Annotated in this window: 12 protein-coding genes and 1 pseudogene; 4 read left to right on the top strand and 9 right to left on the bottom strand. The window is 62.9% G+C overall.

Annotation, left to right across the window (positions count from 1 at the left end; all coding sequences use genetic code 11):
* Positions 1–7: 7 nt before the first annotated feature.
* The 5 genes from ACFQB0_RS10950 to ACFQB0_RS10930 all read right to left on the bottom strand — a co-directional run bounded on the left by ACFQB0_RS10950 (position 8) and on the right by ACFQB0_RS10930 (position 6,307).
* Positions 8–2,032, bottom strand: a complete 2,025-nt coding sequence (locus tag ACFQB0_RS10950) for a DUF5107 domain-containing protein (RefSeq protein ID WP_386731305.1) — start codon at positions 2,030–2,032, stop codon at positions 8–10.
* Positions 2,033–2,086: 54 nt separating this feature from the next.
* Positions 2,087–2,890: a carbohydrate ABC transporter permease gene (locus tag ACFQB0_RS10945; protein WP_386731302.1), complete on the bottom strand. Its 804-nt coding sequence runs from the start codon at positions 2,888–2,890 to the stop codon at positions 2,087–2,089.
* 118 nt (positions 2,891–3,008) lie between these two features.
* Positions 3,009–3,968 (bottom strand): carbohydrate ABC transporter permease, encoded by a 960-nt coding sequence (locus ACFQB0_RS10940; RefSeq protein ID WP_386731299.1) that lies wholly within the window; start codon positions 3,966–3,968, stop codon positions 3,009–3,011.
* 1 nt (position 3,969) lies between these two features.
* Positions 3,970–5,319 carry an ABC transporter substrate-binding protein gene (locus ACFQB0_RS10935; protein ID WP_386731297.1) on the bottom strand — a complete coding sequence of 450 codons (1,350 nt, stop codon included), beginning with the start codon at positions 5,317–5,319 and terminating at the stop codon, positions 3,970–3,972.
* A 415-nt stretch (positions 5,320–5,734) separates the two neighbouring features.
* Positions 5,735–6,307 (bottom strand): TnsA-like heteromeric transposase endonuclease subunit, encoded by a 573-nt coding sequence (locus ACFQB0_RS10930; protein ID WP_386731294.1) that lies wholly within the window; start codon positions 6,305–6,307, stop codon positions 5,735–5,737.
* Between the two features lie 607 nt (positions 6,308–6,914).
* Between ACFQB0_RS10930 and ACFQB0_RS10925 the strand changes: the two genes are divergently transcribed.
* The 4 genes and pseudogenes from ACFQB0_RS10925 (at position 6,915) to ACFQB0_RS10910 (ending at position 10,589) form a co-directional block, all read left to right on the top strand.
* The gene (locus ACFQB0_RS10925; RefSeq protein WP_386731291.1) at positions 6,915–7,205 is read left to right on the top strand and encodes a hypothetical protein; all 291 of its coding nucleotides are present in this window, start codon (positions 6,915–6,917) and stop codon (positions 7,203–7,205) included.
* Positions 7,206–7,266: 61 nt separating this feature from the next.
* Positions 7,267–7,407, top strand: a pseudogene (locus ACFQB0_RS10920) (ATP-binding protein); the annotation flags it as partial.
* Between the two features lie 27 nt (positions 7,408–7,434).
* Positions 7,435–8,985, top strand: coding sequence for a hypothetical protein (locus tag ACFQB0_RS10915; protein ID WP_386731569.1), 1,551 nt, complete (start codon positions 7,435–7,437; stop codon positions 8,983–8,985).
* Positions 8,982–10,589, top strand: coding sequence for a UvrD-helicase domain-containing protein (locus ACFQB0_RS10910; RefSeq protein ID WP_386731288.1), 1,608 nt, complete (start codon positions 8,982–8,984; stop codon positions 10,587–10,589). Before ACFQB0_RS10915 ends, ACFQB0_RS10910 begins: the two co-directional genes overlap by 4 nt.
* Positions 10,590–10,750: 161 nt before the next feature.
* Here ACFQB0_RS10910 and ACFQB0_RS10905 read toward each other — a convergent pair whose 3' ends face one another.
* From ACFQB0_RS10905 to ACFQB0_RS10890, 4 genes are read right to left on the bottom strand one after another with little or no spacing between them, the layout of a single operon-like run.
* Positions 10,751–11,920, bottom strand: a complete 1,170-nt coding sequence (locus ACFQB0_RS10905; protein WP_386731285.1) for a Wadjet anti-phage system protein JetD domain-containing protein — start codon at positions 11,918–11,920, stop codon at positions 10,751–10,753.
* Positions 11,917–15,237 carry an ATP-binding protein gene (locus tag ACFQB0_RS10900; RefSeq protein ID WP_386731283.1) on the bottom strand — a complete coding sequence of 1,107 codons (3,321 nt, stop codon included), beginning with the start codon at positions 15,235–15,237 and terminating at the stop codon, positions 11,917–11,919. Before ACFQB0_RS10900 ends, ACFQB0_RS10905 begins: the two co-directional genes overlap by 4 nt.
* On the bottom strand, positions 15,234–15,908 hold the full coding sequence (locus ACFQB0_RS10895) for a DUF4194 domain-containing protein (protein ID WP_386731282.1): 675 nt from the start codon (positions 15,906–15,908) through the stop codon (positions 15,234–15,236). Before ACFQB0_RS10895 ends, ACFQB0_RS10900 begins: the two co-directional genes overlap by 4 nt.
* Positions 15,905–17,380 carry a DUF3375 domain-containing protein gene (locus tag ACFQB0_RS10890; RefSeq protein WP_386731279.1) on the bottom strand — a complete coding sequence of 492 codons (1,476 nt, stop codon included), beginning with the start codon at positions 17,378–17,380 and terminating at the stop codon, positions 15,905–15,907. The genes ACFQB0_RS10895 and ACFQB0_RS10890 overlap by 4 nt, the downstream gene beginning before the upstream one ends.
* Between the last annotated feature and the right edge of the window lie 266 nt (positions 17,381–17,646).

Raw genomic sequence — 17,646 nt, 5'->3', positions numbered from 1 at the left:
TGCCATATCAGCTCCGCTGCATGATCAGCTCGGAGTCGGAGATGACCATCCGGAAGTCGAAGTCTCGCGGGACGACTTCACGGGAAGAGACCTCCGCCCTCAGCGCGGGCGTCACACTGACGGATCGCTCCCGAGCGACGACAGCGGTGCGATAGTCGATCCAGAGGTCCGAGAGCACGTTCTCACCTTCCCGTAGATCAGGGACTTCGATTCCGCCCTGGAGGATATCACCACCGCCCTCCAGGTCACCGCTTTCGATGCAGAGGGCCGCTTCGGCGAGGCGAATGCGTGGGTCACCTCTCAGGTCCGGGCTGAGGCCGGCGATCAGCGCGCGAGCGCCATCGAAGTCATTGGCCGCCCGCAACGCGCGCAACGCCTCGATCACGAGCCCCCGGTTCGCAGGTGCCAGCTCAAGCGCGCGAAGGTACCAGTTCCGCGCACCGGCGCCGTCGCCCCGATGAAGGTTCAACGCCCCAAGGTTGCGGAGCGCGAGTACGTTTGCTACAGCGGAAAGGGAGTCAAGCCAGCTCGCCTCGGCGGCGCGAAGATCGCCTCTGGCAGCGAGGAGACTCCCTCGCTGCGCCAACTCCAGCCAGCCTCCACTCGCCGCAAGCCTCAGGTTCCAACCTTCCGCGATCTGCATCGACTCTGGAAAGTCCGCAGGGTTCGCGGGAGGGAAGGCTCCCCGCTCCAGCAGATCGAGCCAGGGCCGTTGCAGCGCACCCAAGGAGTCGTCGCCGAACGGTATCGAGGCACTGCTCAGGCTGCGATCTCCCCTCGACGATCGTTCACGGCGTTCAAGCGCACCCCACCCCGATCCGGTGTGCAGGATCTCCTCCACCGGAGACTGTGCGAGAAGCCCCCCGGCTTCGCGCTCCTCGCGGAGCCGGGCGATGGGCATCCGTTCGCGCATTGCTCGCCCCGTCGCGTCGCGCGCTTGCTCCCACGATCCATGGGCTTCGGTGGCAGGCACGTCGATGCGCCCGTATGCCTCGACCCAGGAGAGAGAATCGGCCGCCGGCAACAGAACATGCTCGAACTGGGTACGGGCAAGCCCCGCCTGGATCTCGATGTAGCGCTGCCCTTTTTCAGACAACCACTCCTGCCAGCGCTCTCCGCCCGCACTCTTCCCCCAGAGAAAGAGTTTCCGTCCCCGCAATTCGCACGTCGATGTCTGCCCGAGACCGATACCGTCCTCATCAAGGGAGGCAATCCACGGGGCGGGATCCCCTGCCGTGTCGAAGAAATAGTCTGCCGCGTAGGGACTCCGACTCGGGTAGCTGACATCCCCGCTGCCGTCCAGCGCGGAGACCGGCTGAGTCTCCAAGCGATTGCTGTAGGCGTAAGACCAGGCCGAGTCTGCCGACGCGACGACGCGTGTCTTCTCGGTCTGCGGGACCGCGATGTTCGACCACCAGTACGTCGGCACGTCCTCGTCGCGGGGGTTGCTGATCCTCGGATGCACGAAGAGCGTGTCTGCGTCGGGCGGCAGGTGGAAATCGATCTGGAAGGCGACGCCGCGGATGCGATCGAACTCCCAGAGACGTAGGACTGGCGTTCCGTCCGGGTGCGTGAGCCGACCGGCGTGCATTGGCGCGTACGTTCCCGGTGCATGACCGATCGTTCCGACGTTCCACTCGATGCCACCGGCGAACCAGGCGTTGCGCAGCGCGAGATTCGCGGGCTGAAGTACCTCGTTGCGGAACAAGAGCTCGCGTCCTGTCGGCCGATGGATCAGTGATCGCAGGCGGCCCCCTTGATCCAACAGGAATGTCGCGGTGAGCAACTCGTTCTCCAGCACGGCGACCGGGTGCGCGACCGGTCGCCGGTCACGTCCGTAGCCATCCTGCATCAGGTACGGAGCGACGGAAAGGACACGGCCGTATACCGAACCGTCACGGATCACGTCCGGCGCCTCGGACATGTCGACCTGAAAGTCAACGTTCCCTGTGCCGAAGAGCGGAGGGAGCGGATTCTCCTCTCCGAGGGGCGCGGTCGGAAGGACGAGAGACTCGAGGCGGAGTTCAGTCATCGGTGCGTTTTCATTTCGTACGAGGGCGGGACGGTGAGGGCTTGGGAGACGAAGTCATTTTCCTGCGCCAAGCGTCATGCCTTCCATGATGCGTCTCCCCGCGAGCATGTAGGCGAAAAGGATGGGCAATGTCACCAAGACGACTCCAGCGAACAGCCCTCCCCAGTTCGAGGTGTACTGCATCGTCCCGTAGAGTCCAAGCAGCGCGACCGGCAGAGTGTACTTCTCGTTATCGGTGATGAAGATCAGCGCCACCAGAGTCTCGTTCCACAGACCGAGAAGGGTGAGGATGAACGCGGTGATCACCCCCGGCCGCGCCATGGGGAGGATCACCGAGAAGAAGGACCGCAACGGGCCGGCCCCGTCAAGCGCAGCGGCCTCCTCGACTTCGGTGGGAAGAGACCGGAAGTAGCCCGTGAGCAAGAAAACGGCGAAGGGGAGTCCGGTCGCGACGTAGACGATGTAGACGCTGATCCGCTCGTCCCACCAGCCGAAAGACGCATACATGAAGCTGCTGATCGTCTGCATCACGACGAAGATCGGCACGATCACCGCCTGCATGGGAATTCCCATCCCGATGACGAAGATGCTCGTCAGCGGACTCGCGGCGCGGTGCCTCGTTCGGCTGAGAGCCTGGGCAGCCAGAGATGCGAGCACGACGATCATGATCGTCGCGAGGACGCACAGAACGATGGTGTTCAGGAATCCCGTTCCGAGCTGACCAGCGTCGAGCGCACTGACGTAGTTGTCAAAGTTGAGGCTTCGAGGCAACGCGAACGGGCGGGTGAAGATCTCCGAGCCGTTGCGAAACGACTGCATCACTACCCAGGCGAAGAGAAGGACGTTGAAGATCGCCACGGCCCAGATGATGGGCCCAACGACCTTGCCGAACCACCCAGTGCTTCGCGCGCCACCCTCTCTTCTGCGCCCTTCCCGAGTCTTGACAGAGGGTCGTGCTCGGACGGCGACCAGCACATCAGAACTCGAGAGCGTCACGTCGCATCACTCTCCTCACCACGACGACCAACAGGCCGATAAGCACGACCATGAACACTCCGATGGCACTTCCGTACCCCATCTGATAGGCGGGAACAGGTCCACCGACGGTGGCAACATACTGCGCGATGGCGAGGGTCGCGGAGGATGCGGCGGGGACTCCGGCTAGACCGTTGAACGAGATGATCAGATCGAACACCTTGATCGCGCCGATCAGCCACAGGACGACGGCGATGGTGACGATGTCCCAGCTGAGCGGCAGCGTGACGTGCACGAACTTCTGAAAGGCGTTGGCGCCGGCGAGCTCCGCTTCCTCGTAGAAATACGGCGGGATGCGATCGATCCCCGACATCAACAGGATGATGAAGAACCCCAGATTGAGCCAGACGAACACCGCCATGATCGTGCGGAACTGGTTGTCCGGCCCGAGCCAGTCGATCGCGAGGGTACCGAGACCGATCGAACGCAGGATCGTGTTGATCATTCCCTGGGGCGCCAGCAAGAGCCCGAAGGCGACGCCGGTGGCGATCGGGGAGATGAGGTAGGGAATGAACAGCAGGGAGCGGATGGTGACCCTGGCTCGCATTTCACGCACCACCACCGAGAAGGAGAAGGCGAGCGCGAAGGCGACTACCCCACAGACAAAGGCGATCAACATGGTGTTGGCGAACGCGGAGAGGAAGTAGGGATCGCGGAACAATCGGACGTAGTTCGCAATTCCATTGAAACGCATCTCCGTGCCCGCGCCGCGCCACTCAGAGAAGCTCGCCACCACCCCGAACAACGCAGGAGCGATGAAGAACAGCACGTAGGCGGACAGTGCGGGAAGAACGAAGGGCCAGAAGATCCGGCGGCGTTGACGTTCGAGGGAGGCACCGCCCCCGGAGGGCGAACTCGAACGAGTACGAGGTCGCCCTCCGGTGACCGAGATCGCGGACATCTCAGCCCTGCGCCCCGAGGGTATCGATGGTGCGCTTCTTCAAGGCTGCGACGAAGGCCTCCGGCGACTCGAACTTTCGGTTGAACAGGTCTGCCACCGTCGGCTGGAGCACCTGGGAGGACCACTGTGCATTCACGTTGGATCCGTCCGGGGCGGCCACCAGTTGCCCCGCCTCTGCCGACGCCTTGTACTCGACGGCGAAGTCGGCAAGCTCGCCGGGCGCTTCCACATCAGCGCGAGGCGTCAGGTTGTCCGCCTTCGCCGCGATGTCCTGCATCTGCTCCTTGGCAGTGAAGAAGCGGATGAACTCCTTGGCCGCCTCGGCATTGCGAGCCTTGGCCGGGATCGCGAACCCAAAGGCATCAACCCACGAAATCTGATTCCCTACACCGCGCTCAACAGCGGGGAACGGGATAGAGCGGTAGTCGATCGTCGTCGCAACGTCGAGGCCCGACTGCTTCAACGCCGTCCCCGTCTCGCTCGGCGCCCAGGATCCCATCAAGAGGAAAGACGTGCCATTGGATCCGTCGGCCCATGCCGACTGCTGAGCCGGCCACTTCGTCCCGGCGAAATCGGACGGAAGGTAACCGCCCTGCAATAAGGGGAAGAGGTCCTTCGCCGCGGCGAGGATCGCAGGGTCGTCTGCGGCGGCGCCCGTCTTGTCTGCCGCAAGCTTGTTCAGCACCTCAGGCCCACCGTGACGGATGGCGGAGTACACGAACCAGTACGCCTCGTAGTAGGCCTGATCGCCATCGATGGCGATCGGGGCGGCGCCCTTCGCCTTCAGCGCGTCGAGTTCTGCGACGAACTCCCCCCAGGTCGAGACCTTGAGGTCCGGGAGCTTCAGTCCGTTGTACCAGAGCGTCGACCCCGTGATCTCGTAGGGGACGATGATCGGCTCGCCGTCCTTGTTCTTGTAGAGAGCGCTGACCGCCTCAGGGATGACATCGCCGATCTTCTCCTTCTCGCCATCCGGTGTACTGTCGTAGACATCATTGAGGCCCAACACCCCGTTGCTCTCGACGAACGCGGCGGAGATTGGCCCTCCACCCTGATCGAACAGGTCGGGCGGGTTGCCCGCGGCGAGGCGCGGCGTCACTTGCTTGATGACCTCTCGTCCTGCCCATTGGACGTCAACGGTGATTCCGGTCTTCTTCTCGAACTTCTCGATGGCCGCGGCGAGGACGACCTGCTGCGGCTCTCCCGTCTTCCACATCGACCAGTACGTAAGGGTCTTGTCTCCGGCGGCGGTCCCCTGGCCCGCACCACAGCCTGTCAGGGCCAGGGTCGCTGTCACCCCGAGGGCGACCGCGGCGGAGAGGGTACGGGCAATACGCGTGCGACGAATCATCGTTAATCTCCTAGTTCGGGGTAGGCAGAACGTGAGTGCACCCTCCGATCGGCCGATCCCGATGCGAGGTGGGTGCGCTCACGCTAGCAGAAATTGTCAGCGCTGCCAATTGGATTCTCGAACTGCCCCGCCCCAGCGCGGCAGACATGCGCCGCGTGAGCTCGAACTTCTCGGCATCCGGCGGCTCGGATGAGACAACAATCAGCTCGAGTGAGGCTTTGCCAACTCGGGCGAAACGGGACAAACAGTGACCAGTCTCACGGGAGCTCGCCAGTTCTCACAGGTCTCTCCCGCTAACAGACGGGATTCAGGGATCGCGCGAAGCTGTTGTGTCGATGGTTGTATCTCATGGAAGTTCGCGAGTCCTTACGTGAGGCGTCCTCCGGATGCATGCCGCGAATGTGGCGCAACCTACTCAGTCGGTGTCGTTCGTTCGGTGAGGAGCCGTGATGGACGGGCTCTGGGCGTCAGTATGGTCACTCTCTGTTTTGCACGGGTGACCGCAACGTTCATTGCGTACCGACCGTTGCTGAGGTCGGTTTCGTCGTGTCTGCTCGAACGTCTCCGCGCTGCGCTCGTCAACCAGGGCTTCAGGGCGTACATCGAGCACAACGCCCTCGCCGTTGTCGTACCGGACGAAGAAGTCGGGCGCGTGGGCGGTGTGCCCACTGTCCTTGGGCCAAAGAATCCACATTGGCTGGCTCGATATTCCGATGACCTTCGGATCGCGATCGAGGAGCATGAGCGCCGTCTTCTCGGTGAGTGACTCGAACCCGATGTGGCGATTGTTCGTCGCGGCCCAGTAGAAGCCGGAGTAGTTCCGTTTGCCCGGCCACGAGGGAAACGTGCGTACCGGTGCTGCGTTCTCGAAATCGATCCGGTGCGCATCTCGCGCGTCGATGCTGAGTGCTTCCCCGTCGTGTTCATACACGATGTGGGTGAAGTAGTCGAGCGACGCGCTACTGAGACTACGAAGCTGGATCGTCATGGTTGAAGCTTCTCCAGCGAAGGATGGAGAACGAATGCACGTGTCCTCCTCGTCCTCCTGATTGCCCGAGAGCTAGCAGACCTGACACGCTCACTGTCCCACCGCGAGTGTGCGTTCGTGGAAGCCACGCCCGGGTTGGGACAAATCCGTGGGACATGGAAGAGCCTCTGAGACATAGGAAGCGTTACGTGAGAATTCGAGCAATCAAGTGAAACGGGACATGTCCCGTCTCAAATGACTTGGCCAACCGTGACGCTGTGATCAGGGATTCTTCCAAGCCGATCGTTGCATTCCCGCGGGATTTGTCTCACACAAGTTGGCCAGAGCTGCGGCGTCAGCAGACTTGTCCTGGCTTTCCTGCATTGAGAGGGCAACCTTTGCGCGCCTCAAGCTCGGATCGAGGCAGCTACGACGTCGTAAGTTGGGGCCTCGGCGACGGATGGGGTGGAACAGTCGCCGCTTGGCCGGCACCGGGCCATCACGACTAGCCTTCAGGGATTGAGAGCCAACATGGTGCGACTTGCAGCGATGACAGTCAACGAGGCGTAACGGTGTAACAGGTGAATGTGTACACATTCGGGGTCACGAAGGTGGATACAATCTTGGCATGACCTCTATCTCGGCGTACGCGGTCTTGCCAAGCCGAGAGGCGCGTACCGAGCTGCCGAAAGCCCTGAAGCGGTTCCGCCGCGAAGGCATCGCCGCCGAACCGCTTGTGTTCGGCGCCCACCGCAAGCCCGAGGCGGTGATCATCCCGTTCGAGCTTTACGCCTCGCTGCTGCCCCTCATCGAGGACCTTGAGATCGCACAGATCGCGCGCAGCCGGGCCGCCACTGGCCCGGGCACCCCACTCCAGGAGACGGCAGCGAAGATCGGTGTCGACCTTGATTCGATCTAGCTTGCCGGGCCGACCTCAGTGCAATCGATTCAGCGCGAACCGTCAGAGCATTGGCGCTTGAATGCGTATTGCGAGGATTGAGCTCCACCGCTTTCGCGGTTTCGAGTCGTTAGAACTTCACCCAAGCCGGCATGCGCTACTCGTCGGCGAACCCCGGGCGGGTCGATCTACGATCCTCGATGCACTCCGTCGAGTTCTCGATTCAGCTTCTACTCGCGCGCGTCCTTCGTTGTGGGACATCCAGCATCCGCTGGCCGAAGTGAGCGAGGGAGACGAGTACCCGCTCACTTGGGTCGAAGTAGCCCTGATTGATCTTGATGACGATATTCAGCAAGAGTTAGACGACAAGCTCGAGCTGCTCGATCCTGTCGATGGCGCGGTGTCGAGCGACCCACTGACGGCCGAGTTGGGTGCCCGAATCCGATACTGCGTGCAGTACCGTCCTGCCGACGACTCACTTGAGCACTGGGTCGAATACGTGCGAACTGGGGTGCGAGTGCCTCGAGTGCACCGCGAAATGCTGCAAGCGATCATCATCGATCGTGCCGATCCCCTGCAGCTTCGCGTGGAAGGCGCTTTTCGCGCGCTGGCGGCGAGCCAGGATGCGGATCGTCTGATCGACGCGATTGGAAGCTTCGGCGAAGACATCGGCGAAGCGACGGACACTCTCGCGCAAGGTGAGGCCGTCCGATCCGCACTCGAAGCGATGAGCAAGAATGGCGCGACGTTCGCCCTCGGCGTCGATCAGAAGCGGTTCGTTGAAGGAGTAGGTTTCGTTGCGGAGGACGGCTCCATCAGTGGGCTGCTTCGCGCGATTCGGCCAACGCTGGACATTGATGATGCCGGCGCCCTTCCGCTGACATCACACGGCTCAACAACTCCCGCGGTGCTGGCGATCGTCGAAGCCCTGGCGGCCTCTCGCATGGATCACCGCATCGTCATCATCGATGACTTTGGGGACTCGCTCGACAGCGCCTCTACCGATTTCATGGCGCGACTCTTGAGTCGCTCCCGCAATCAGATATGGCTTTCGAGCCGCCGAGCGGAAGCCCTAGGCGCGTTCGAGCCTGAGCATCTCATTCGACTCACGCGACACTCGGGCGCTCTCGCTGTTCACCAACTAGCTCCGACCAACGACAGACGAGAGCGTGTCAGCCGGCGGTACCTTCCGCCAATTCTGTCTGGCGCGATGTCGTCTCGCACTCTGATCCTGGTAGAGGGCCCACATGATCTCGAGGGCTATGCGGCGCTCGACCGCAAGCGGTTGGCCGACGACTCCAAGGTGCCGCTGTCGGCGAGGGGTGCTCAGATTGTGGCCGCGTCCACGACCGGGGGCGACGGAGGCAAGTCTCGGTTGCCAATCTTGGCGCGCTTGGGCGTTTCGCTTGGTTTCGAAGTCCGGGTTGTTGTGGATAGCGACAAGCCCGGTGAGGACGAGGACTTGATCAACGAACTGGTCGATGTGTGCGATCTGGTCATCGTCCTGCCGATGCGCACCGCCGTCGAGCGCGCACTCGTCCGCGGACTTCCGGCTGAGACCCTCCGATCCGTGCTTGATCAGCTCAACGAGGAACACGACCTTGGGCTCGATCTTGAGTCGGTCGATGATGGCGATCTCGAGAAGGTCCTCGTCAAAGCGCTCAAGCAAAAGGGCGGGCTACACCGGCTGTATGTCCCCCTGCTACCCAAGGGTGAGCACCCACCGATCGCCCTCGACGTTCTCAACGCCCTGAAGGCGCCACTTCCGACCACCACGCGGATCGACATCAGCGAGCCGTGATCCTCACAGCGAGCCAACGCGCAATCCTCGACTCCACGGCTCCGGCCCTGGTGGTTCTCGGGGGTGCCGGAACTGGCAAGACGACCACCGCAGCTCACCTGGTGCGTCAAACACTCGAGAGCGCGTCTCGGGACGGCCGCCGAGAGCGGGCGTTGTTTCTGTCGTTCTCTCGAGCCGCGGCAGCGCAAATCATGTCGCGCTCGGGCGACATCCTCGGGCCCTTCGCAGATCGCGTTGAGGTCACCACGTTCCACGCGCTCGCCTGGCGCCTGATTACTCGATGGGGTGGGGTGCTCGGAGTGGACGATCCAGTCCTCTTTAGCCCTGCAGAACGGAAGGTATTCGGGACCTCTGAGGGGCTCGGCTATAGCGACCTGATCCCGCTCGCCCTTCGTCTGCTAGACGTGCCAGCTATCAAGGAGCATGTCGCGGCACGGTGGTCACTCGTGGTCGTCGACGAGTTCCAGGACACCAACGATGAACATTGGGCCCTCGTTCGCGCTCTGAGCGCGAATGCTCGCTTGGTGCTGCTTGGCGACCTCGATCAGTGCATCTACAAAGTGCTCCCTGACAATCCCGGCGTGGGCCCTCAACGGGTTGCCGCGGCGATGAAGCTGAAAGGCGCGATCAAGATCACGTTGCCTGATGTGTCTCATCGTGATCCGTCCTACATCATCCCGGCGGCTGCTAATGCAATCCGAGATCGTGACTTCACATCGCCAGCTATTCGGACGGCGTTAGAGGCCAACATGCTCGAGGTAGTACACGAGAGCGCCGTCTCTGGAGAAGCAGCTGCGGTTGTCTCCCAGGTGAACCAGCTCGTGGAACAAGGCCTGAGCGTGGGCGTCTTTAGCCACCACATCGATTCGACTGCGCAGCTCTCGGATGACCTCAATGCCGCCGGCGTTGCCCACGAGATCGTTGGGCTCCCGGACGCAGTCGATGCGGCGCTGCGTGCCCAATACGCGATGCTGCAGCTCGCCTGCGAGGAAGCCGAGGCGAACGATGTTCTCCGCGCCGTCGCGATATTCGTCGCCAGCGCCGAGCGCGGCGCAGACCCGCCAGCACGCGCGCTCATGATCGCGGGGCTTGCTCCACGCCCCGAGAGCTTGACCAAACGGCTCGACAAGTTGGCTCGAGTTCTTCACCGCGCTACCAGCCTGAAAGCGGCATTCGAGATCGCTTCAGACGCATATGACGCGATCGGTCTGCAGCGCGGCGCCTCGGCTTGGCGCAGTGCAGGTCGCTTGCTCTCCAATGTCCTTGGCCCTCGCGTCCTCGGAGCTGAGGGGCTGCCGCCCGGCGGGCTGAGTCATGCCCGCGAAGCGATCGACCAGCAACACATCGCCCTTCTGACGAACGTCGCGGCTGGGCAGCAGGCTCCAGTACAACTGATGGGGCTCTACCAGACCAAGGGGCGTGAGGTTGATGCGGCCATCGTGCTGTTGCGGTCGAGTGACTGGTACGGTCGCGAGTCCGAACCGATGCCGGACGGATCCAAACTTCTGTACGTGCTGATGACCCGGGCGCGAAAGAAGACGGTAGTGCTGACCATCGGTCGGCCGATGAAGCCGCTCGTAGCTCCGCTTGCCGCGCTGGCATGATTCTGCCCGGTTGAGCAGCCGCTCGAGTAGAGGCCACGGCGTGTAGGGGCAGTCGCCGAACGTCCCGAGGGGGTGCCATGGCGGACAACCCGAACGCGCATGCGGCAAAGCCTTCTCGCGGAGTCCGAATTCGCGCCATCACGTGCGGTGATTCTGGTGCGCTAATGGGGCTCGAGCGCGCCTTTTAGGCGATCGATAGCCCACGCCCAGTCAATCCGTTCTTGCTCGAGTCTGACGTTCCCCTCTCGCCGGAGCAGCGCAAGGGTCTGGGCTTCAGGCGCTGACAAATATGGGTAGTCGCGTTCCGCTGGAATTGGTTCCGCGACCCACAGATCTCGATGCCCGAACAGGGTCTCTTCGTCCATGAGCACGCTGGTGACATCCGGCACAGCAGCTCGCAGCTCGTTGAGGATGGCGAATCCGTGCGAGTCGAGGTCGCCCCAGTACAAGATGCGGGCGCCTTCGATCCATGAGAGTGCCGAGAGTCTGGCACCGACTCCGAAGCCCTTGCCATGAATAGCGACTGTGCCTTGGTAGTCGGGCATCGCCAGCAGCGTTTCGAGATTCTCCACCACGAGCACGCGACTCGGACGAACCTGCAGTTGCGCCAGCTCTCCTACCGGGGCCGCCAGGTCGCCAAGGCCGCCGGGGCGTAGTTCGCGATCGAGGAAGCGGAGCCGGATCAGCTCGGGGGCGGTGGCGAGCCCTAAGGAGTCCTGGCCGGTGACCGCGCGGTGGAAATGCTCGATGAGACCACGGTGGCGTTCGAGCCATTTGGTATCAACTCCGAGGATCGGCAATTGTCGCGCGCGATAACCGAACGCGGGATGGTCGATCAACCATGCAATAACGTCCACTGCGCGCAGGAGTTCCGATTCGGGAAGCTGCAGCAGGTCGTTGCCCCGCGATCGAACCGCTGCAGAGATGTGCTCTGGGCCCTGTCCGGGGAACCGCGCGGCAAGTTGGGTGAGCGCATCCAGCACCGTGGCGGCTCGTGACGCCAGCGTTTTCCAGTCACGGGCGACTGAGCCTCCGACAAAGGAGGCGATGTTGTCGGCTCCCCGCAGCTTCAAGCGCTGGGGTACCCGCTGGGTGCCAACGCGGGGCCATTGCTTGGTGCCCCATTCGACACCCTCGAGGCCTTCCCACCCCTTCACCCAGGCGATCGCTTCTGCCTGATCGGCGAGCACGGCGCGCTCGGTCGGTGGGTGGAGGGCTAGCTGGAATTGCGCGGCGTCGGGAGCGACGGCCCAGGCGCGGAGTTCGCGTTGGAGTCGACTTCGGGCGCGGTCGCGCGCTTGTGAGACGGTGACCGGGGATGGCGGTGTCACGGCTCCCCGTCATCCGACAGGCCGACCTCGTAGTTGACGTTGGCGATCGTGGATTGCTTGCGATCCTCATTGCTGATTGCAGTGACTGCTCCGACATAGGGTTCGATCGTCGCGAGCAGCTTCTGCGGTGTAGCGAGGATCATGTGGAAGCCGAACTCGACGAAGACGTCCATGGCCATCCGGGTGTAGGCGCTGTCTGCTTTGTCGAATGCCTCGTCGAGGATGACGGTGGCATAGCTGGGTAGTTCTCGTTCGTCAGGTGCAAGTTGATATCGAAGTGCCGCGGCTAAGCAAAAGATGACGAGCTTCTGTCTTTGTCCGCCGGAGAGGCCTTCGCTGGAGTCGTGGACTCCTAGGACAGAGCCTGCCGCGTCGATTTCGCGCCCCTGGAAGGTGACGTGTTCGCGGGTGTCGAGGCAGCGATCGCGCCACAGCCGGTCTTTGTGCTCGCTCGAGCCCAGTCTGGCGATGACGCGCGCGAGCACGGCGAATCGTTCCTCGGCGGAGGTGATGTCTTCGTCGGCCCAGGATCCTTCAACGATCCGCTTGAGGTCTTCGAGCAGTTCCCTGACTTCGAGGCCGCGCTGTTCTCTCACGTGGATTTGGAGCCACCGTTCGCGGTCGAATGGTGAGCGGCGGAGGGAGTCGTTGACCGGTTCGATCCGCTCCCGTACCAAGCGGGGCGCATCGAGGAGCTCGGAACGGAGGAAGGCGATGAGCTCCCGCGAGCGGTCTCGTAGGAGGTTGAGGAAGGCCTGCTCGTGGGCGGGGAGTCCGCGAGATTCGATCTCAGCCCGCAATTGTCGATAGCCTCCTCGGTCGGCGATTGACGAGGTCAGGTCCGCGGTGATGGCCGGCCATCGGCGTCGGACATCTCCAACGGCTTCCGTGTATCGCGCGAAAGCTCGATTTGAGCGTTCGGCCGCGGCCGTGTTCAGCTTCAGCAGGTCGTCACGAACATCGTCGCTGACGTCGATGATCGTATGCCGGTCTAGCTTGCGACGGTTGGCGCGGAATCGCTTGGTAAGCGCCTGAGCCGTGCCTTCGTCGACTTCCTGATCCCCGAGTTCCTCGCGAACGCGTGCCGCCTCGGTTTCCAACTGTTCGCGTCGAGACGCGACCTCCGCGAGCTTGATACGCACTTGCGCAGCGGACTCGTTGGCTGTGTGCAACTCCGCCTCAGCCATTCGTGCAAGTTCTCCAGCGTCGGTGAGGTCCGCATTGCCCTGGGTGAGGTCGAGTAAGCGTTGCTGCTGCTTCTGAACGCGGCGCTCTGCCCCCGCTTGGTCGATGGTGGCCCATTCGCGTCGCACGAGTGCCTCGAGCACGGCGAGCCGAGCGGCCTCAGCCTGCCTCCGCTGCTCGTCATCCCGAAGCCGGCCGTCTGCCGAGGAGAGACGCTCCTCGGTGTCGAGCAGTCGTGCACGAAGGAGATCGACCTTGCTGGCGTTGTCGGAGCCGAGAATCCAGCTGCGACGATCCGAGACTGACGTCAGATCGTTCTTCTCGTAGCGTCGGATGGATTTCTTGATGAGACCGTTGATCGTGAGTCCACGATCAACTCCTTGCAGTTCTGTCGCCGAATCGACGCACTCGATGTCGAATTCCCTGGCGAGTCGGCCTTGCAACCAGTCGCGGAACTCGCTGGGAGCAACACGAATCCGATGTAGGAGGGACCGCGCTGTGCGAACTGGCTTGGGTGCTTCGACGGCGGTGCCGACCGTCTCGATTACGAGCCGCGTTTGCAGGTCGTGACTATCAACGAATTGAAGAACGTCCTGCTGGTATCGGTCACGAACCAAGAGGGTCATCGCGAAGGATCGGAGGACTCTCTCGATTGCTCCGGTCCAGTCGACAAACTCGCTCTCCACATCGATGAGCTCTCCGGCGAAGGGCAGAGCGTCGATCGGGATGTTGAGCGCCTCTGAGATCTGCCGCCGGGCGAACAACAGCTTCGGCGGGAGGTTGCTGCGGCGTTGGTTGAGCTCGTTCAGCTCGTCTCGGAGTTGCTGCGCATCGTTGCGGGCGGTGAAGTATCGTTGCGCGTCCTCGTGTTCGTGCGCAGCTGGCCTTGTGCTGCTAGCGGCGCGAGCCGTCGCGATCTCTCCGGCGGCTCGGCTCACGAGAGCTTCAAAGTCCTCACGTGACTGCGGCGTCTCCAGCCCAAGACGGGCGAGTTCCGCTGTGAAGGTGTCCCACGCGTTGGTGACCGCAGTCCGTTCGCGTTCAGCATGCTCGAGTGCCAGCTGGATGAGTTCGACCTCCGAGCCGCCGAGTTCGCGCTCCAGCCGACGTGCCTCGTCTCGTTCGTGCTCAGCGAGCGTCACCGCGGCCTGGGCTTCTCGTAGGGCGGATGTTGCCTGAGCTAGATCGATCGAGAGTGTCTGCTGCTCGTTTTCGATCAGATCGAGAGTGAGGGCCGCGCGGAAGGGTCGGATGCCTTCCATCAGCCGTTGCGAGTCGTCTTGGTCCCGTCCGGCCTCCTCATATGCGGCGATCGCAGGTTCCAGTGCGGAGAGGGCAGTGATCTGCTCCCGCGCCTCCACGACGAGCGCGTGGGCCTGGTTGAGTTCACCGAAGTTCTCCACGGCGGTGTCGGCGGCGGCGAAGGTCGCGGGTTCGTCGAGCATGAAATTGCGGAACAGCTGGTCAAGAGATCCGAGGTTTTTCGCGGACTGCGTGCGGTGCAGAAGGTGGAGGGCGCTCTCGCTGGGCATGCCGAAGACGGTGGCGATACGCGCCCAGTACTGGCCGTGCTTCCCGGTTCCAGTTACCAGCGCTGAGGGGTAGGCGGCCTTGACTCGACGAACATCGATGCCTCCCGCCACGTAGGGCTTGAGGTCCAACAAGTCGATGTCGCCGCGGTCGAGAAAGGCGAGGTCGTGAAGTGCGGAGGTGTCCGAGCTGGTGCCCTTGAGATGGAAGGCACGGACGAGCGTGACTGGGGGGTCAGTCTGGTTCTCGTACCGGAGGAGCACCGCGCTCCATGTCGTGTTGCTCCTTAGATAGCTGTGCCTGGCTCGATCGAACTCTTCGTCGGCTTCCTTTCCCCAGGCACCCCGCACGTAGCTGATGAAGCTCCGGTCGTGTTTGCGGGAACCAGCCTCTTGGGCGGCCGCGTTGAAGCGCAGCCACCGCGGTTGTGTGAGGGCAGTCGCGATTGCGTCGAGCAGGGACGACTTGCCGGAGCCGGACGCTCCGGTGAAGAGATGGCCTCGACGCGCGACGTCGATTCGGGTGTGGCCGTGGAAGGTGCCCCAGTTCACCACCTCGATCCGGGCGAGCCGCCATTGACCGCCCCAGGGCGCCCCAGTCATGCGACACCCGTGCCGTCTTCGCTGGTGTCTTCGTCGTCTTCGACCGCATCGACGATCTCGCTACCGGTGTCGATGATGTGCTGATAGACCTTCGCGATGGCATTGACTTGGTCGGCGTCGACGATGAGTCGCAGCACGGGTGATATCTCCACGCGGTCTTCTTCGTCCATCCGGCCAGCGGAATGGACCACGCGGAGTACGTTGCGCATCTTTACCCACGAGGCGTTGAGCCGCCTGTCGAACTCGTGCTCGTCTCGATCGCTTGTTCGGTAAACCCGGAGTTGGTCGAAGACGTCGTCGCGGCCAACGATGACACGTTCGCCGCTATCGCCCGCGAGGAGCATTTGTCGTAGTGCTAGCAGCATCACCGTGTCGAGGTAGGTGAGGTTGTGCGTGCGAACTGTTGCTGGGGCGTCTAGTTCGCCGGTGTCCGCGTTTCGCACAAATGCAAATCCAGCGATGCGGTCCACCACGAGTTCGAGAAACAGTTCATGTAGTCGGGAAGTGATCGCGGACTCGTCGGCGAGCAGGGCGGACCAGAGTTGAGCGCTCTTCAATGCCGACAGGTACGGTCCTTTGACGAGCTCCAGGAGCGCTCGGCGGGATATCTCCGACAGCTCGCCTCGATCGCCGTCCCACAGCGCGCGGTCTCGTGTGTCGTTGTCGCTCATGCTGCCCGCGCGGAAATCGGGGCTTGGAAGCGATGGACAAGAACGTTGGCCGAGCGACGGACTCCGTCGGTTCCTCTCCAGGCGATCGCCTCGATAGCGTCGTGTTCAACGACTCCATGGCTGGCGGCGAGGGCCAGGAGTCCGATGACACTCGCCACACCCTGGGTGGCAGGGTGAAGTTCCAGTACGTCGGCCACCGTGCAGGGGCCGCGCTCCAGCACGGCGCGGTCGACTGCGTCGACGAGTTCCGCGAAGTCGATCTCGGTTTCCCGCGCCAGCAGCCGCAGCGCCGCGAGGTCAACAACTGTCGGCGCGTTGCTCAGGACCTCTTCGCTTGCATCGAACTCGGAAGGGTCGTGAAGTCGAAGGTTTCCGACGCTATTGATCCCGACTGCAGAGAGCTGGAGGTGAAGACCAGTCTCCGTGTAGGGCTTGACCTTGTCTTTAACGTCCAGAGCCTCTGCGAGTGCGTCCCGCAGCAATTGCCTCAATGCACGGTCCCGCTGGAACTCCTGCGTCTGAACGTATCGACGCAGCCCGCGAGCGAAGTTCGTCATCACCGTGTGGATCTCCACAGCGTGGTCCTTGAGCATGGGGATGAAGCGGCGCAGGAATTGCCGGTCGCCGGCAGAGAGCTGTGCGGAAAACGCCCGGCTGAGAAGTTGGCTCAGGCTGTCGTCGAAGTCGTCGCCCAGGTGCGGATCAAGCACGAGAGCGCTGAATGCCGCGAAGGTGCGGCCCTCGTCGCTTTCCGCAATCAAATCCACTCCTCGGAAAACGTCCTCAAGCACCGGCCGGTGGCTCGCTTCGGAGTCGAGAATCCACTCCCTCAGGCGACGATTGAGGTCATCGAACTCGGCACGCACGCGAGCGAAGTCGCTCGGCATTTCCTGCGCTTGAGCCAGGATGTCCCGGACCCGCTCGAGCGCGCGCTGATCGTCGAGCACGTCGATGTCGCCGGCGCGGACCCGCTCGATCTCCGCTTCGATCCGCGAGCGTTCCAGCTCGAGCTGTGAGAGCCTGCGGCCGAAGTCCGGGTCAGTATCGATAGCCAACCGGCTCAGTTGAGCGGAGACGTTCTGAAGGCGAGATTCGGTGACTGACAGCCGTGGGGCAACCAGCTGTCGCAGAGTGACAATAGCGCTCAGCGCGCCGGGCGACAGCTCCAACGACTCACCTCGCGCGCCCGGCAAAGGCCGACGCACCAGGTACCCAGATGCACGCCAGTCCGCACAATAACCCTGTGCGGTTTTGGGAAGGTCAAGTCCGGTGTCGCGGAGTGCGTCGAGGTCAGCGTCGAGCAGTTCGTAGAGTTCGACGTCCGGCAACCGGCGCCGCTCGTCACCTAGGTGGGTTCCAAGTAGCCCTGCGATCAGCGCGGAGTTGTCTGCCCGGAAGAGGGCCCATCCAATGTCGTCGGCGCGAACGCGCAGCAGTTCTCGAACCGCTCTCGCTCCGCCTATGCTCGCCATGAGTCCGCCTGTCTCGTGACTCAATCATGGCGGTGTCCGCCGACAATTAGTGACTCATCTTCGGGGAGCCTTGCCGGCATGTCCCAGTACTGCGCGCATCTCAAACTTGGTTAGGCAGTCGGCGTGCACCCGTTGCTGGCTCATCCTGCGCCAACGAGGCTTCGTGCGGCGGTGAGTATCGTCGGGCCCGACTGCGATGGTGCCGCCGTCGCGGATTTCCTTTGCGGGCGACTCGGTCCGACGGGACGCCCTGGAGCCATGCTTGG

The organism is Luethyella okanaganae (assembly GCF_042660285.1).
Taxonomy (GTDB): domain Bacteria; phylum Actinomycetota; class Actinomycetes; order Actinomycetales; family Microbacteriaceae; genus Luethyella; species Luethyella okanaganae.
This window is presented reverse-complemented; position numbering and strand designations above follow the sequence as displayed.

What these genes read in the sequence shown, in the direction of transcription:
- ACFQB0_RS10950 (WP_386731305.1), bottom strand. Translation starts at nt 2,032, where the DNA reads ATGACTGAACTCCGCCTCGAGTCTCTCGTCCTTCCGACCGCGCCCCTC.
- ACFQB0_RS10930 (WP_386731294.1), bottom strand. Translation starts at nt 6,307, where the DNA reads ATGACGATCCAGCTTCGTAGTCTCAGTAGCGCGTCGCTCGACTACTTC.
- ACFQB0_RS10935 (WP_386731297.1), bottom strand. Translation starts at nt 5,319, where the DNA reads ATGATTCGTCGCACGCGTATTGCCCGTACCCTCTCCGCCGCGGTCGCC.
- ACFQB0_RS10895 (WP_386731282.1), bottom strand. Translation starts at nt 15,908, where the DNA reads ATGAGCGACAACGACACACGAGACCGCGCGCTGTGGGACGGCGATCGA.
- ACFQB0_RS10890 (WP_386731279.1), bottom strand. Translation starts at nt 17,380, where the DNA reads ATGGCGAGCATAGGCGGAGCGAGAGCGGTTCGAGAACTGCTGCGCGTT.
- ACFQB0_RS10925 (WP_386731291.1), top strand. Translation starts at nt 6,915, where the DNA reads ATGACCTCTATCTCGGCGTACGCGGTCTTGCCAAGCCGAGAGGCGCGT.
- ACFQB0_RS10900 (WP_386731283.1), bottom strand. Translation starts at nt 15,237, where the DNA reads ATGACTGGGGCGCCCTGGGGCGGTCAATGGCGGCTCGCCCGGATCGAG.
- ACFQB0_RS10940 (WP_386731299.1), bottom strand. Translation starts at nt 3,968, where the DNA reads ATGTCCGCGATCTCGGTCACCGGAGGGCGACCTCGTACTCGTTCGAGT.